The 14,190-nt window shown below is 34.0% G+C and carries 12 protein-coding genes; 2 read left to right on the forward strand and 10 right to left on the reverse strand.

Annotated elements, in window-relative coordinates; genetic code table 11:
• Positions 1 to 3: 3 nt before the first annotated feature.
• The 10 genes from BUB80_RS03440 to tssO form a co-directional block, all read right to left on the reverse strand.
• The gene (locus BUB80_RS03440) at positions 4 to 2,163 is read right to left on the reverse strand and encodes a type VI secretion system Vgr family protein (protein WP_083547022.1); all 2,160 of its coding nucleotides are present in this window, start codon (positions 2,161 to 2,163) and stop codon (positions 4 to 6) included.
• Between the two features lie 270 nt (positions 2,164 to 2,433).
• A complete protein-coding gene (gene tssD, locus BUB80_RS03445) occupies positions 2,434 to 2,844 on the reverse strand; it encodes a type VI secretion system tube protein TssD (protein WP_073290961.1) in 411 nt (136 codons plus the stop codon).
• Between the two features lie 339 nt (positions 2,845 to 3,183).
• Positions 3,184 to 3,855: a hypothetical protein gene (locus BUB80_RS03450; protein WP_139262511.1), complete on the reverse strand. Its 672-nt coding sequence runs from the start codon at positions 3,853 to 3,855 to the stop codon at positions 3,184 to 3,186.
• Positions 3,856 to 3,993: 138 nt separating this feature from the next.
• On the reverse strand, positions 3,994 to 4,857 hold the full coding sequence (locus BUB80_RS03460) for a lytic transglycosylase domain-containing protein (RefSeq protein WP_228433668.1): 864 nt from the start codon (positions 4,855 to 4,857) through the stop codon (positions 3,994 to 3,996).
• A 69-nt stretch (positions 4,858 to 4,926) separates the two neighbouring features.
• The gene (locus BUB80_RS03465) at positions 4,927 to 7,416 is read right to left on the reverse strand and encodes an ATP-dependent Clp protease ATP-binding subunit (RefSeq protein WP_073290967.1); all 2,490 of its coding nucleotides are present in this window, start codon (positions 7,414 to 7,416) and stop codon (positions 4,927 to 4,929) included.
• A 262-nt stretch (positions 7,417 to 7,678) separates the two neighbouring features.
• Complete coding sequence (tssD, locus tag BUB80_RS03470; protein WP_073290969.1) at positions 7,679 to 8,083, reverse strand: type VI secretion system tube protein TssD; 405 nt, start codon at positions 8,081 to 8,083, stop codon at positions 7,679 to 7,681.
• 319 nt (positions 8,084 to 8,402) lie between these two features.
• A complete protein-coding gene (gene tssR / locus BUB80_RS03475) occupies positions 8,403 to 10,802 on the reverse strand; it encodes a type VI secretion system protein TssR domain-containing protein (protein ID WP_073290971.1) in 2,400 nt (799 codons plus the stop codon).
• Positions 10,803 to 10,842: 40 nt separating this feature from the next.
• Positions 10,843 to 11,751, reverse strand: a complete 909-nt coding sequence (locus BUB80_RS03480) for a PKD domain-containing protein (protein WP_073290973.1) — start codon at positions 11,749 to 11,751, stop codon at positions 10,843 to 10,845.
• A 48-nt stretch (positions 11,752 to 11,799) separates the two neighbouring features.
• Positions 11,800 to 12,324, reverse strand: coding sequence for a type VI secretion system transmembrane protein TssO (locus BUB80_RS03485; RefSeq protein WP_073290975.1), 525 nt, complete (start codon positions 12,322 to 12,324; stop codon positions 11,800 to 11,802).
• A gap of 11 nt (positions 12,325 to 12,335) precedes the next feature.
• Positions 12,336 to 12,872 (reverse strand): type VI secretion system TssO, encoded by a 537-nt coding sequence (tssO, locus tag BUB80_RS03490; RefSeq protein WP_073291145.1) that lies wholly within the window; start codon positions 12,870 to 12,872, stop codon positions 12,336 to 12,338.
• 256 nt (positions 12,873 to 13,128) lie between these two features.
• On the opposite strand from tssO, the gene BUB80_RS03495 reads away from it, so the two are divergent.
• Positions 13,129 to 13,734, forward strand: coding sequence for a response regulator transcription factor (locus tag BUB80_RS03495; RefSeq protein WP_228433670.1), 606 nt, complete (start codon positions 13,129 to 13,131; stop codon positions 13,732 to 13,734).
• Positions 13,735 to 13,873: 139 nt separating this feature from the next.
• On the forward strand, positions 13,874 to 14,164 hold the full coding sequence (locus BUB80_RS03500) for an HU family DNA-binding protein (protein WP_027388329.1): 291 nt from the start codon (positions 13,874 to 13,876) through the stop codon (positions 14,162 to 14,164).
• Positions 14,165 to 14,190: the final 26 nt, after the last annotated feature.

Genomic DNA, 14,190 nt, shown 5'->3' on the forward strand with positions numbered 1-14,190 from the left:
TTATTAGTTTATATCTACTTGTCCGCCTGTGATCATTGTATCTCCTTTAAACACAGCTTTTGCACTTCCAGAACCTTTAACGGTAGAAGAAGATTGCCCGTTGATCTCAATATCTTTACTTGAAACAACTATTTTCTCTCCAGTAATTTCAATGTAGCTGTCGCCTACTCTTAAAGTGACTTTCTGCGCCCCATTAAGATTAATGACTCCATCTTTATCTAAAGTAAGAACACTTTGTCCTTCTCCTACATCCGTACAATGTTTGGCCCCTGCATTAACCGTATTATTATTACCTACAGTTACCGTTTTATTATTATTGGCATTGGTTGTTGCATTTCCCGCACCATCAAATTTCATATTGACACCACCCTGATCAGTAAGGAAAACTGAACCTTCACCATCATGTAACTCTAATTTATTTCCGCTACGGCTGCTTAAGCTTTTGATATTGTTATTCTGTCCGCCACCACCGCCGACTTTCCCATGAAACATTCCTCCCATTACGAATGGTCGATCTGGATGTTGATGAACGAAATTAATGATCACCTGATCTCCAACTTCAGGAATCGCCATAAACCCTCTATTCTTACTCACCTTATCGCTGCTTCCCGCATCAGGAGTCATTACACGAATAAATTCTGTAGTATCCGATCCACTTTGCCAATCAAACTTTACTTTCACTCGGCCTTGATTTAATGGATCTGTATTGGAAATTACTTTTGCAAATTGAGATTCTGCTCTGGGCTGTTCAAACTCCGGGCGTGGAATAAAACCTGTATCCGAAGCAATGGCCTCAAATGTTCCGTCATAATAGCCTCGTGCATCCACCTCGTGGGTAACTTCTATGATCATTAACTTGGTAAAATAAGCTGTTTCATTGCTGTCCGTTTTACGCATTTCGATATCAGCAATACATCCGGGGTATAAAAATGGAATCGTAGTTGTTCCCGATGTTATAAATACATTAGAAGCCTTACTTCCGGCTGCTCCTTTTTGGGATGCATCAATATCCATAAAGGAATATGCTTTGATGGGGGCTACCCTCAATGAAGGGGTTTGAAACGTTTTTTCTGAAATTTCGTACGCTCTTTTAGCAATATCTGAAGTATGATTAATTTTTGAACTTCCTGTTGTTAATTTTTCGTTTTTACTGCTGTTGTAGCCGTAAAAAGTTGGGTTTACGTGTTGTGCTTTCATTTTAATTTTAACATCATTCACGCTGCTGCCGTAGGTAAGCTGTACCGGTTTTTCCTGAGGCGGAAGTTTTCCGAAATGCAGAACTTCACCATCATAAAAGAATTGTTCTCCATACGCTTCAGCTATTCTTGCCAAATAATTATAATGGGTTTCTTCATATTGAGAACTGTAAGAAACATTTCCATGTTGGGCGTCTACTCTAAAATCAAAATTATTTTGTCCCAAACCTTCTTTGATTACCTGATCGGCAATGCTATTTAAGCTTATATCCTGTGAACCTCCAAAACTTTGAATATGAGGCGCTGCATCTAAAAGAATGGTCGGACTGGAACCTGTAAGAACAATATTGCCCAAACTTCCTTTATCCTGACTGAAACCTACTTCAGTAATGACCCCGACAAAATTTCTTTCCGGGCCTTCTTCTACATCTTTATATTTAAAAACTACCGTAATACGCTTCCCTAAAAAATTCTGTGCTTCTTCAAGATTATGATTTTCAGCATTTCCCAAACTGTCATGAGCCAGCATTAAAGTAAATTCATGATGCTTCACGGCACTTTGGGTGAGCTTAAAATGTTTAAAATGATTGACAGACTTGCCATCAATAATTACTTCAAGCTTTACAACACGGTTGATTCCTAAAATTTGATTAATAGCAATTGCTCCTGCATTATATATTTTTGAAGTCGGCTGTTTAGCCCAAACTTTCCCTTCTATGATTGTTGGATTGTTAGGTGAAATCACTTGGTTCATCAACATAGTAGAAGAACCTTGCGAAATTGTAGAATAAGCCTGTTGAACCTTTGCCACTTTTTCAGTAGCTTTTTGAGTAACCTCATTCACCTTACCCAATTTTTCTTCAGCCCCCTTTATTACTTTCTCTTCAGCCTTTTCCTCCATCTGAGATAAAGGATTTTTTATATTCTTAGGGCTTTGTATTTTTGTTGGTTTGTTATCCTGAAACATGATATTTTGTGTTTAATTAAATTATGGTATTGGTTTTATTATGAACTAGTTATAGCATATATCAAACCAAAACATTTTTATCATAAAATTAAATATCAACTTATTTTAATCGTTAAAACAATCAAACGAGTTTATATTTAATACATCAAAGTCATATCTAAATAATTTTTATTTCAAGTCATCATGACAGAAACAGAAAAACAGAATAGCGAACTTTGGGAATTCACTATTCTGTACTAATTTTTATTTTTACTAAGAAAATGGTAAGGATTAGTTAGTTCCTCCAGGCCAGATGCCTTCATAAGCAGAGTTACCGTAGTTGATTTTTTCAGCGCTAATGATGAAGCTGATCAACATACTATTTTCGTCTACTGCGTCGAAGTCTACTTCATGCTGAATTACATATCCGTTTTCCCAGTTCAAAGTGATCAATGTTCCTTCTTCGTGAGATTTGTTGAAAGTAATTTCACCAGTTGTTGGCTTGTACTTTCCGTTTAGTAAGCTTTCCAGAATATCAGATTTTTCTGTAGCTTCGATGGTAAGTTTAATAATTGCGTTAGAAGGATCTGATGCTACACGTCCTGAAACATCTGTAGATCTTGATACGCTATAATTTAGCTTTAATAGCTTTTGTCCTTCGCTTCCGTTGAATTTTAAGATTCCTCTTGAATTTGCTGCCATAATGGTAAATTTTAATCGTTAATATTTTGTGATTCGGTATTTATTATGAGCCAAAGATAGACCACATAATTCTATTGAAAAAATTTTCACATACAAATCTGAAATTTTGTAGTAGTTCTACGATTTCTTGTAGTAATTCTACGACTCCAGAAATAACATCCAATAATATAATCATGAAAATCAAATACTTAAAAGAGTCAAAAACAGTCTGACAGCTTCATAATTTCACACACAAAAGAGAAATAACATCCTACTTCAGATTGGATAGATATCAAAAACTCAACCTCTCATTGCATCAAAATGAAAGAATAGTAAATGTGATTTTATTGGAAATTGTAATTATAAATTCAAAAAATAGATTAAAATCAAGCTTAGCCATTGCAGGCCAATATAAATAAAGAAGAAAGCAACAGAAGGTTCTGAAAGTTCATGAAGTTTTTCAATCAGCTTAGCTTTAATAATATCGTAAAAATTTGCATTTTCACCTCCTAAATTCAATTCGTCAAATTTTATTTTTTTCAAGGCATAACTTACAATTCGTTTCACTATTTTATTTTCTGAACTGCTTTGGAATTCATTTAACAATTTAATTTTTGCCAACGTATAATCTGCTCCTGTTCGAATAACCACAGGCTGATTTATTTTGAACTTGTCTATAATTTTATCAATAAAAGGAATTAAAATAATTTCGGCTTTATCTTTTACGATCTTACTAATCACGCTTGATATGGCATATTTCATCGAAAAAACGCCAATGATATAAGGAGCAGCCAGCATCAATAGATAGAAAACAATGGATGATATCGGCTTAGCAGTAATAGTAGCCACTAAGAATAGATATGCTCCACTATGCCCCGTAGAGGCGCCTAAGCTATTCGACAAAAAATAAATTCTAAGTATGAATGTAATAAGAGTTGATAAGATTCCTATTCCGTACATTTTTAATAGATTGAAAAGAAATACTGCAGATAATTTTGAGAAATATTTTAGATGGGTTACAGTTTTATTCATGGATATAGTTTGGAGTATTGATAAGATCCCAGAGGAAATTGTTGTAGATAAATATCACATCTGCTGTTATTCGTTTGCATTATAAAATAGCAGAAATTGGACATTTAAATATGTACATTTAAAGTAAAGTGAATTGTATTAATTTGCTTTCCTGCCTTCTTTTATGGATCGCGTAAGTATTTTATTTTTTCTTAAAAGAAAGTCAGGCATCAAATCTACTGGAAGATAAAAAGAACTTTCTCCTTTTTCCTCAAGCTCATTTTCAATTCCCGGATTCCAGGCGAGTATTTTATCTACATTTATTTTAAGTTCATCTGCAATAATGGTAAGATTAAATCCTGCATTGATTTCCGTTTCCGAAAGTGATTCATCGTTTTTTCGACTTCCAGTTCCGCCTTCTGTAAAGAAAACCGTGTTCATTCTTGACGAATTATAATTACTCAAAACACTTTGCAGTTCTCCCGTTGCATAGCATGCGTTCAGATATTTTTTAACATGATTGATTGTCTCTTCGGGTAAATATTTAGAAAAGATGTGATACTGTGTAGAATTTGCAGCCTGCATTGCTTTGGCAACATTTCCTTCTCCGCAATTGTATGCCGCAACCACCGTCACCCAATTATTATATTTTTTATAAAGATTACTTAAAGAAACCACCGCCACTTTTGTACTCTTATACAGATCGTTACGGTTCTGCTCCGAAAGTCCGTATTGATTGGCATGAGAGGTCATAAATTGCCAAACTCCCACAGCTCCAGCTCCGGAAGTAATGTTTCTGTCAAAATGAGATTCAATTAACGCTAAATTCCTTAAATGCCTCGGTAATCCTTTTTGTGCAAGAGAATACTCTATGAAATCAACGATCTCCTTGTTTGAATTAATGATATTTTTATATTTTCTCACACTGCTTTCCGAGGTATCAGATGCTGCAAGAAACTGTCCATTCACAAATTGTGAAGAACTCATCAATATTATTCCTAAAAAAATATTTTTGAAGTTCATTTTTATATTTTAAGATAAAACAGCAAAATCACGGGTTATGATTTTGCTGTTTTATAATTTATTTTATTATTAATTTACTTTCCAAGTTAAGGCATCCCCTTCCCAGTCTACATTTAGCGTCTGTCCTGATTTCACTTCTTCTCTCACAATCATTTTAGAAATCGGTCTTGCCAATTGCGCTCTAATTACTCCTGATATCTGTCTTGCTCCATATTTACTGCTAAATCCACCTAAAGCCAGATTTTTCACCGCTTCATCTGTGATTTTTAAAGTCATTCCTAATCGGTGAAGTGAAGCATGAAGTGATTTTAACTGAATATTAAAGATTCTTTCTGCAATTGATTCTGTAATTGGGGCAAAAGGAATAATTTCAGTAATTCTCGCTAAAAACTCAGGCCTGAATTTTCCTGAATTCGACATAATTTGCATTAATGATTTTGATTCTGGAATCTTTCCTTCCTCAAACTGTTTTACAATTTCTTCACTTCCGATATTGGAGGTAAATAAAATCAACGCATTGCTGAAATCTCCTTCCTTTCCAAGCTTATCATGCACTTTTCCTTCATCCATGATCTGTAAGAAGACATCAAATACAGAATGGTGCGCTTTTTCAATTTCATCAAATAAAACCACCGTGTAAGGCTGTTGACGAATTTTATTAACCAACATTCCGCCTTCCTCATAACCAACATATCCCGGAGGCGCTCCATATAAAAGAGCCGCCGAATGTTCTTCTTTAAACTCTGACATATCAAAACGAACCATTGCTTTTTCATCATTGAAAAGCAATTCTGCCATAGATTTCGCCAACTCTGTTTTTCCTGTTCCTGTAGGTCCCAGAAGAAAGAACGAACCGATAGGCTGTCCTGGCTTATTTAATCCGCTTCGGTTTTCAACAATGGCATCAGAAAGAATTTTCAAAGCATGATCCTGACCCACGACTCTGTTCATTAAAAGACCTTCCATATTCAGCAATTTTTCTTTCTCCTGAGCCTGAATTTTCCCAATTGGAATATTTGTTTTAGCAGCCATGACAGCAGCCAACTCCAAACGATCTACTTTTTCTCTTTTCTTTGAAGCGTGTTGCAAAAGCTCTGCATAAGTATCTTCAATTATTTTTTGAATATCTTCAACAGGCATTGAATTGTCTATTTGTGGTTGCTCACTTAAAGAACCCCACAAAATCGGACTGATCTTATCTCTCAATAAATTATAATTCCAGATCAATTCATCTGCTTTGTCCTTATCATCCAGATATTCTTCTGTAAGAATTGTTTCATAGATGTCTTTCCAGCTTTGCAACTCTTTTTCTGAAAGTTCATCAAGCATTTTGATAGCAGCCATCGTTCGATCTAACAAATCAATAGCAGCATCAGGTAGCTTTTTACCTTTTGCATAGCGTTTTGCTAAACGTACACATTCGGGAAGGGCTGTTTTTTCCACTTCAATTCCGTGGTGTTTTTTATATCCTTCCAACAAAACATCAATCATTTTAACGCATGTTTTTTCGTCCGGTTCATTGACCGTTAAAACTTCAAAACGACGGTTAAAAGCTTGTTCTGGCTCGATAATCTTTCTATATTCTTCCTGAGTTGTTGCACCAATTACTGTAATTTCACCTCTTGCCAATTCAGGTTTCAACAAATTAGCAACATTTCCGATGCTTCCTTTAGGATCTAAAAGCGTGTGAATTTCATCAATGAAAAGAATTGCTTTTTCAATTTTCTTACATTCATTAATTATTTTTTTAAGACGGTCTTCAATCTCTCCTTTATAAGAAGTTCCTGCTAATAAAGCTCCTGTATCAAGCTCTAGCAGCGTCCCATTTTTAAGCATTTCGGGAACATTTCCTTTAATAATTTCAGTTGCGAAACCTTCCACTAAAGCTGTTTTACCAACTCCCGGTTCTCCGATTATAATTACATTAGGCTTTGTTCTTCGGCAAAGAATTTCAACCAACATTCTCAGTTCTTTATCTCTTCCGATGATGTTTTCTAAATCCCCTTTTCTGGCTTGCGCTGTTCTGTCTACACAATAGGCTTTAATGGATGGAAAAGAATTATCTGAATATTCGGATCCATTTGAAAATAAAGAAGAAACTGCGTCATCTTCAGAAGCTCCAAATGGCATATCTTTCCTGTATAAATTGAATATTTCGTGTTCTCTAAGCGGTAACGATTTCAACTGTTGCAAGGTAAAAGCAACCTGAGGTTTTACAATCGCGGTCAATAAACAAATAGGTGTAATTTCATCCAAACCCAACTTTAAACGAATATCATCTGCTTCCTCTACAATAGTATCCACAGATTCATCCTGACCAACCTCATCCGGAAGATGAGTGGTTTTAGGATAATCTTCGATGCGAACATCTGCCCATTCGTAGAAATATCCTGGGTCTTTATCTATGTTTTTTAAAAATTCATTAAGTCCGATATCCTTATGCATCAAAGCCTGCAGAATATGTGGACCGCCATACGTGGCATTATAATTTTCCTTTGCTATTGATTGTGCAATATGAAAAAGCTGTTTTACTGTTTCGTTAGTTACTAGTACTCCCATTTTACTATTTTTCTCAAAAATTAATATAACTGATTATGGTGTGTGTTTGGTGATTGTATTTTTATTACATTGTAAATAAATAATAATCTAGCAATCATTACATATTTTATTGTACACTAAGATATTAGTTTTTTTTTAATAATCTCAATTATGTCTTTTAAAAGCATTAGATTTCTAAGACCGAGTGTTTTATAATGATAAAAAAGACCGCCTTAATGAGACAGTCTTTATGTATTTTGTATGAATATTACGTGCCTAAATTCTAGCTAGATGGCCATAAACCTTCATAAGCAGAATTACCATAGTTAATTTTTTCAGCACTAATGATGAAGCTAATCAACATACTGTTTTCGTCTACTGCATCGAAGTCTACTGTATGCTGAATCACATATCCATTTTCCCAGTTCAATGTAATTAATGTACCTTCTTCGTGAGATTTGTTGAATGTGATTTCGCCACTTGTAGGCTTATATTTACCATTAAGTAAGCTTTCCAGAATATCAGATTTCTCTGTTGCTTCTACTGTAAGTTTGATAATTGCGTTGGATGGGTCTGAAGCTACTCTACCAGATACATCTGTAGATCTTGCCACACTATATTTAAGCTTTAATAGTTTCTGTCCTTCGCCTCCGTTGAATTTTAAGATTCCTCTTGAATTTGCTGCCATTACTGTAAATTTTAATCGTTAATATTTTGTGATTCAGTGATTGTTTAGCAAATATAAAACGCTTAATTCTTTCCAGAAAATATTTGAATACAAATCTGAAAAATTGTAGTAATTCTACGATTTTGTATCGTAGTTCTACGACTTTTGGCTTTACACCACTTACCAAACAAATCACAAATAGCAACATAACAGCACTTTAGTAAATAATCTTATAAAGTAAAAATCCTCCTAAAAACATCAGCAATCTGAAACCTGATCCCATAGTAAATAAAAAAAGCAGAAACTATTGTTCTGCTTTTTGATATAATTAACTTGGTAATTAATGTTTAGTATATTCAGGCTCTTCAACCGGCATCATGGTTGGCATGAAATACTCATTCAACCAATAAAATGTTTGTCCGTTCTGTTGTATTTTTACTGCACGATTATTTCTGTGCGTAAGCATTCTGTCTGCCAAATCTTTATAGTGACGGAAATAAGTTCTTGCCGTTTCATTGGTAATGATACTAGACTTTTTCCAACCCTTCAATTTATATTTTGACATCAACTCTTCTTCAGAATTATCAAAACCTGTACTTAATCCAACCGCATAAGACATTGGCTGCTCATATAAATCACTTTTATCCAGGAATTTTATTGTCGGATTATACTTTTTCAAAAGCTTAATGTATTCATTCACTGCTCTTGATTGGCTAAAATCTGCTCTCTCAGCTTCTGTTTTCTGATAAACTTCGGTATAGAAAGCTTTTAAATTATCATATTCTGTTTCTGAAAGCAAAATACCTTTTTCAAGCCCCGGTTTAAACTCTTTCAATTCTTTAGGAATATATCCTTTTACTAAAAACGGACTTCCGTAATTAATTAGCTGGGCAGCGATTCCCGCAGGAACCGGGTTCGTAAGACCTGGATATAAATATTTATATTTTAATTCTACATCAGTTCTTCCCGCCCCTACTGAAGAATGGAAATAATCATTCAACGATTTATCTAACGTTTCATTATCCAAGGTAACCTGAGTAATCAAACTATCAACAGATTTTTTAAGATATCCAGGTGTTGCGATATCCCCTTTTTTCGGGAAAATAACAAAACCTTGAGACATACTCTGCTTTGGATAATTTAATGAGAAAAAACCTTCATCTCCTTCTACCAGGCTGAAATTATTTTTAGTTAAAACATCATTCTGGTTGATGATCTTCTGCTTTTTAAGCTCTGCTATATTTTTAGCTGTATTGGTAACTACATTTTCAGAAAGCAATACAAAATCATTATAAGTATCCGATGATCTTGCACTGGTTTGGAACATAATTAACCTAGCCTGAGCCTGAGTAAGTGAATTGATTACCCCATACATATTTCCTCCCTGATTAGCAGAAGTTCCTACAGTAATCACAATATTGGTCTCATCAGGAACATTGGAAAGAAGATTTCCTGCTGCCATCAAACCTTCATTTACAGGTTGATAGCTGCTGTTGCTTGGGCAGTTCATTTCATTCGTTTTTTGGTCGATGAATGTGGTGATCTTACTATAATCACTATTTAAATTTGAAACTGCTACATTATCTCCACAAGAATTATTTTTAAATAAAACAACCCCGTATTTCACATTATTGAAATAAGACGGCTTTTCAAATCTAAGCTGAAGATCCTGTAATAATGATTTTACAATTGGTGCATACGGTCCATTAGGAGCACTAATATCTAAAGCAAAAACAATATTTATTTTTTTATTTTTCTCTGTAATTTCTCTATAACGATCAAAGTAAATAGGCTCTCCCAGTACATTGAACACATAGTTCTTGCTATAATCCAAAACATTGGTGAAATACTTTGTTTTTGAATCCAACGTTGGCGTTTCCTTTAATGCTAAATTAACAGGATAAATATTTTCTAGAGGTGTCCTTTTATCAACATCAGTTAAAAGTACCGCCGTTCTGTTTTCCACATCATTTCCTCCCGGAGAACCTTCATGCAGACCTAGAGCAGTTTCTTTAATTCCTGTTGTATTTTTCATTTTTACAGCAGAACGTTCTCCCCATGCAGAAACTACATTTGAGCTTACCCAACCGTACAAGCTTGTACTGATGCTATCAATATCCACCGTTGGTCTCTTACCCACCAAAAATCTTTTGTTATTTTCAGCTTGTTTATAAACGTATACTATTTGTCCGTTCGGGATTTTAACATTGGCCTGTTCTATCAAACTCGGTGAATTAAATACCATGATAGAATCATTCTTATAATACCTCTCTGAACTTCTTATAACATCACTGTTACTTGGTAATACTGCTACTCTTACAGGAAATCCTGATTTTTCGCTTTTTAAAGAATTGGTCCAAAGAAGAAGATCCGATTCCGGAATCCATCCGTATGTTTTAATAGATTTTGACGAAATCTTTTTCATTAAAGCATCAGGAACATATTCTGCCACTTTTACCATTCCGTCTTTATGTTTTATAACCATTAGAGGCTCTAAAAACTTAACTTCTTTATATGATTTTTCATCATTTTTATCAAGATAGGCTGTATTTCTAGATCTATCTGAAATAGCAATCCATGGTGCTGACTTTTTAGGAAAACCATTGACAACAGGTGAATTATCAACCTGTCCGTATTGCGAAGGCTCAGGAGTTTTTTTTGACGGCAGTTTTACCTGACATCCCGTCAATACTAATGAAACTCCTATGTAATATGCTGCTAAAGGTAGTTTATTTCTCATCCTATTTTATCTTTTATGATTGGTATGCCCGAGAGGACGATTATTTACTTTGGTTTATATCCACTTTGGTAACACAATTCTGTGCATCATCAAAATTTACTTTTACCGTCTGGATTACATTGTTTTTATCAAACTGAAGTCCTGCACAATACATATAAAAATTATTGGCCTTACTATCACTTACCTTTACCACTGTATTTTCGTTGTTACACAGATAGGTTTTCAATAGATAATTGTAATGTGAATTGAAATTACTTCCATTCGCAATCTGTTGCAAATGATATTTAAAATCGTTATCAATCTTAGCATAAGCATCTTCTACACTCACCTCATCTTCCAAAGCATCATAAGCCGGAAGAACTTTTATTTGATGCAAAACAGGTTCTGCACTTTCGTCTGTGTATAAGGTAACCACATAATCACCCGGTTTTTTGTAAGAATAGATTGCCTGCTTATCTTTAGAATCTATATTTCCTGTTTCTCCGAACTTCCATGTAAACTGCTTCCCATCAGAAACTGCACGAAACTGTACATTTTCAAACTGCATTGCCTGTGATTGTGCATCAATCAAAGCCTTAACCTTGGTGGTATCTTTTACTTTCGGAATTCCTCTTGCAGAAACCATTACAGGAAAAGATTTAGAATATTTATTGTCTACAATAAGTGTTACCGAGTAATATCCCGGTTTATTATAGAAATGAAAACCCGTGCTTTTATCAGACGTTGTACCGTCACCAAAGTTCCACCTTTTTGTTTTTGCAAACTGGGTTTTATCTTCAAATAAAAGCGTATCTCCGACCTTCAGAGAAGATGGATATACCACTCCCACAATATCATCGGCGGAGTGTATGACTTTCTTCTGCAGCCACAATGCAACCAAAGCCGCGATGAGCAAGCTTGCAATAACACCAATGATGATGTTTTTTTTGTTTTTTTGAAAATAATTCATAGTTAATGATTCTGTGGTGTTTATTTTTTTAGTTTATCTGAATCTTTATTATTGATTCCTCGCCTTTAAAGCATTTTCACGTTGAAAAAGCTGGCTTTTCTTTTCTTTAAAACCGATTGAGCATTCGTCAAACTGTTTTACAAAACTCTTTATATTTTCTGTTTTACTTGAAATAATTTTTTTATCGTTGAAGTACATCTTATAAAATTTTGCAATCTGAGGATAAGCTTCTTTTCTGATATCAAATATATTCGCATTTTCAAAAGAATTAGCTACATCATTGATTCCATTCATAATATTATTCTCCTCAAAAGGCTGAGGAACTTCATTCGTAAGCCTGTTTATCTGCATAAATGTACTATCTAATACTCTTTGGGTAGCTTTTTGTTGCTGATCAAATTTTGCTTTCTGTTCCAAATTTTGCACAGAAATAATATCTTCATCAGAAAATGGAGATTCAAAACCTTTTAAAAAGATAATTCCTAAAAAAACAATAGCTGCGAAAAGCATGAGTATTAAATAAAGAAACTGATAATGCCTTTCTTTTTTAGATAATGTGATTTGTCCTTGCATAGTTTCTGTGTTTATTTTCTTCTTCTACTTCCGGTAAATTTCCTTGTAGGATCCTGTCTTAGTTCATTATTTGCTGCACCCACTTTTCCTCTACACTCGCTTAGATCTCTAAGCGCTGTCTGTTCTTTGTAAGAAACACTCACAATTTGAGTCTTTAAAGCCAACATAGGCTCTATCTGCTTCATCAGAATAGAATAATGCTTAAAGTTATTGGCGCTGTCTTTTCCCATGATGTTTTTAGCATCTCTTACATTGTCCATAATATAATTCCTAAGGAAGATATCATTATCCACCTTGTTAATATCAAGCTGCTCCATTCTGTAAAAAATACTATCTACATGGGTCCTCAGCAGATCGCTGCGGGTAAGTAATTCTCGGTAATCATCTGCCTGCTTTTTGATTCCTTCCCTTTGTATATCATAACTTTTAAAAAAGAAAAATACACTAATGAAAGAAACAGCAGATAAAACGACAAAAGACAGAACAAATTTCCAAATGCCTATTCTTACGTCTGACTTGTTTAATTTTTTCTCCTTGTTCGAAGACATATTTTTGTGATTTGTTTGGCTTGTGAAAATATAAAAAAAAAAAATTATGCGCAATACGTAATTTCCCCAAGGCGTTTTCGTGAAAACCCTGATTAACTTAATATTAATTTCCAATTTAATAAGTTTTTCATACATTAGGCTTCTAAATTTTGAATATCTTATACCAAATCGATATTAAAGTATTAAAGTGAGTAAATTATTAATAAATACGGTACGATTCTCTATAGCCGACAGTGATTTTTATTTTAAGAAAATAATGATCAAAACACTTATGGAAAGTCCGTTTTACATTCTTCTTAATGATTGTAACAATGGCCATGAACTCGTAAACCGGATCTACAGAAGACAAGAAGATGTTTACATTATTGAACTTTTTATGCCTGTATTAAGTGGTATTGAAGCCATAAAATACATCAGAAAAAGCAATCCTGAAACTCCTATCATTACTTATTCCGGGACTTATCAGGAAGATATGGCTGAAATTCTTTCAAAAATCCCCAATATATTTTACTGCGAGAAAAAAAGCAGTGTAATAAAAGATATTATTAAAGGTACCATTACCTCCGACACATTCGATTATGATGCCTATTCTAAAGAATGGGAACAGCAGCCATTGGCTGTTCAGGAATATATGGACAGACAGAAAAAAAGCCAGGAAGAAGACCTCTCACCTATAGAGATACAACTGATGAAATTTTGTTATGAAGGCTTCAGTAACAAGGAAATCGGAGAAAAATTAAACCTCAGTACAAGAACAATTGACACCTATATAAATAGGCTTACAGAGAAGCTTGGATTGAAAACAAAACTCCATCTCATACGCTTCTGCGTGGAAAGCGGATATTACAATTCTAGCATGTAACAATACCTTTATATAATCTTAATATAGAGTAAACATTAAAATCTCAACCTTTTACCTAAAAATAAATCGCCACTAATTTGCTAGTATTCAATTTTTTTAACTAAATTTGCACACCTAAAATTTAAAATTTAAAAAGGAAATGACAAAGGCAGAATTGGTAAACACCATCTCAAATAAGTTGGGAACAGAAAAGAATGAAACACAGAAAGTTGTAGAAGCTTTTATGCAGGAGATCAGGACTTCTATGTATAATGGAGACAATGTTTATCTAAGAGGTTTTGGTTCTTTTATCATTAAAACAAGAGCGGCTAAAACTGGAAGAAACATTTCTAAGAACACTGCAATTGAGATCCCTGCTCACAACATTCCTGCTTTCAAACCATCAAAATCTTTTGTTGAGAAAGTAAAAACGAAAGTTACAGTAAAATAAGAAAAATTAACTGAATATTAACTAGT

The sequence above is a fragment of the Chryseobacterium polytrichastri genome (assembly GCF_900142445.1).
Classification (GTDB): Bacteria; Bacteroidota; Bacteroidia; order Flavobacteriales; family Weeksellaceae; genus Chryseobacterium; species Chryseobacterium polytrichastri.

Bases quoted from the DNA above. Each gene is read 5' to 3' on its own strand.
- tssD (WP_073290961.1), bottom strand. From the start codon at position 2,844: ATGGCAGCAAATTCAAGAGGAATCTTAAAATTCAACGGAAGCGAAGGA.
- tssO (WP_073291145.1), bottom strand. From the start codon at position 12,872: ATGTCTTCGAACAAGGAGAAAAAATTAAACAAGTCAGACGTAAGAATA.
- BUB80_RS03495 (WP_228433670.1), top strand. From the start codon at position 13,129: ATGATCAAAACACTTATGGAAAGTCCGTTTTACATTCTTCTTAATGAT.
- tssR (WP_073290971.1), bottom strand. From the start codon at position 10,802: ATGAGAAATAAACTACCTTTAGCAGCATATTACATAGGAGTTTCATTA.
- BUB80_RS03460 (WP_228433668.1), bottom strand. From the start codon at position 4,857: ATGAACTTCAAAAATATTTTTTTAGGAATAATATTGATGAGTTCTTCA.
- BUB80_RS03465 (WP_073290967.1), bottom strand. From the start codon at position 7,416: ATGGGAGTACTAGTAACTAACGAAACAGTAAAACAGCTTTTTCATATT.
- BUB80_RS03485 (WP_073290975.1), bottom strand. From the start codon at position 12,324: ATGCAAGGACAAATCACATTATCTAAAAAAGAAAGGCATTATCAGTTT.
- BUB80_RS03480 (WP_073290973.1), bottom strand. From the start codon at position 11,751: ATGAATTATTTTCAAAAAAACAAAAAAAACATCATCATTGGTGTTATT.
- BUB80_RS03440 (WP_083547022.1), bottom strand. From the start codon at position 2,163: ATGTTTCAGGATAACAAACCAACAAAAATACAAAGCCCTAAGAATATA.
- tssD (WP_073290969.1), bottom strand. From the start codon at position 8,083: ATGGCAGCAAATTCAAGAGGAATCTTAAAATTCAACGGAGGCGAAGGA.
- BUB80_RS03500 (WP_027388329.1), top strand. From the start codon at position 13,874: ATGACAAAGGCAGAATTGGTAAACACCATCTCAAATAAGTTGGGAACA.
- BUB80_RS03450 (WP_139262511.1), bottom strand. From the start codon at position 3,855: ATGAATAAAACTGTAACCCATCTAAAATATTTCTCAAAATTATCTGCA.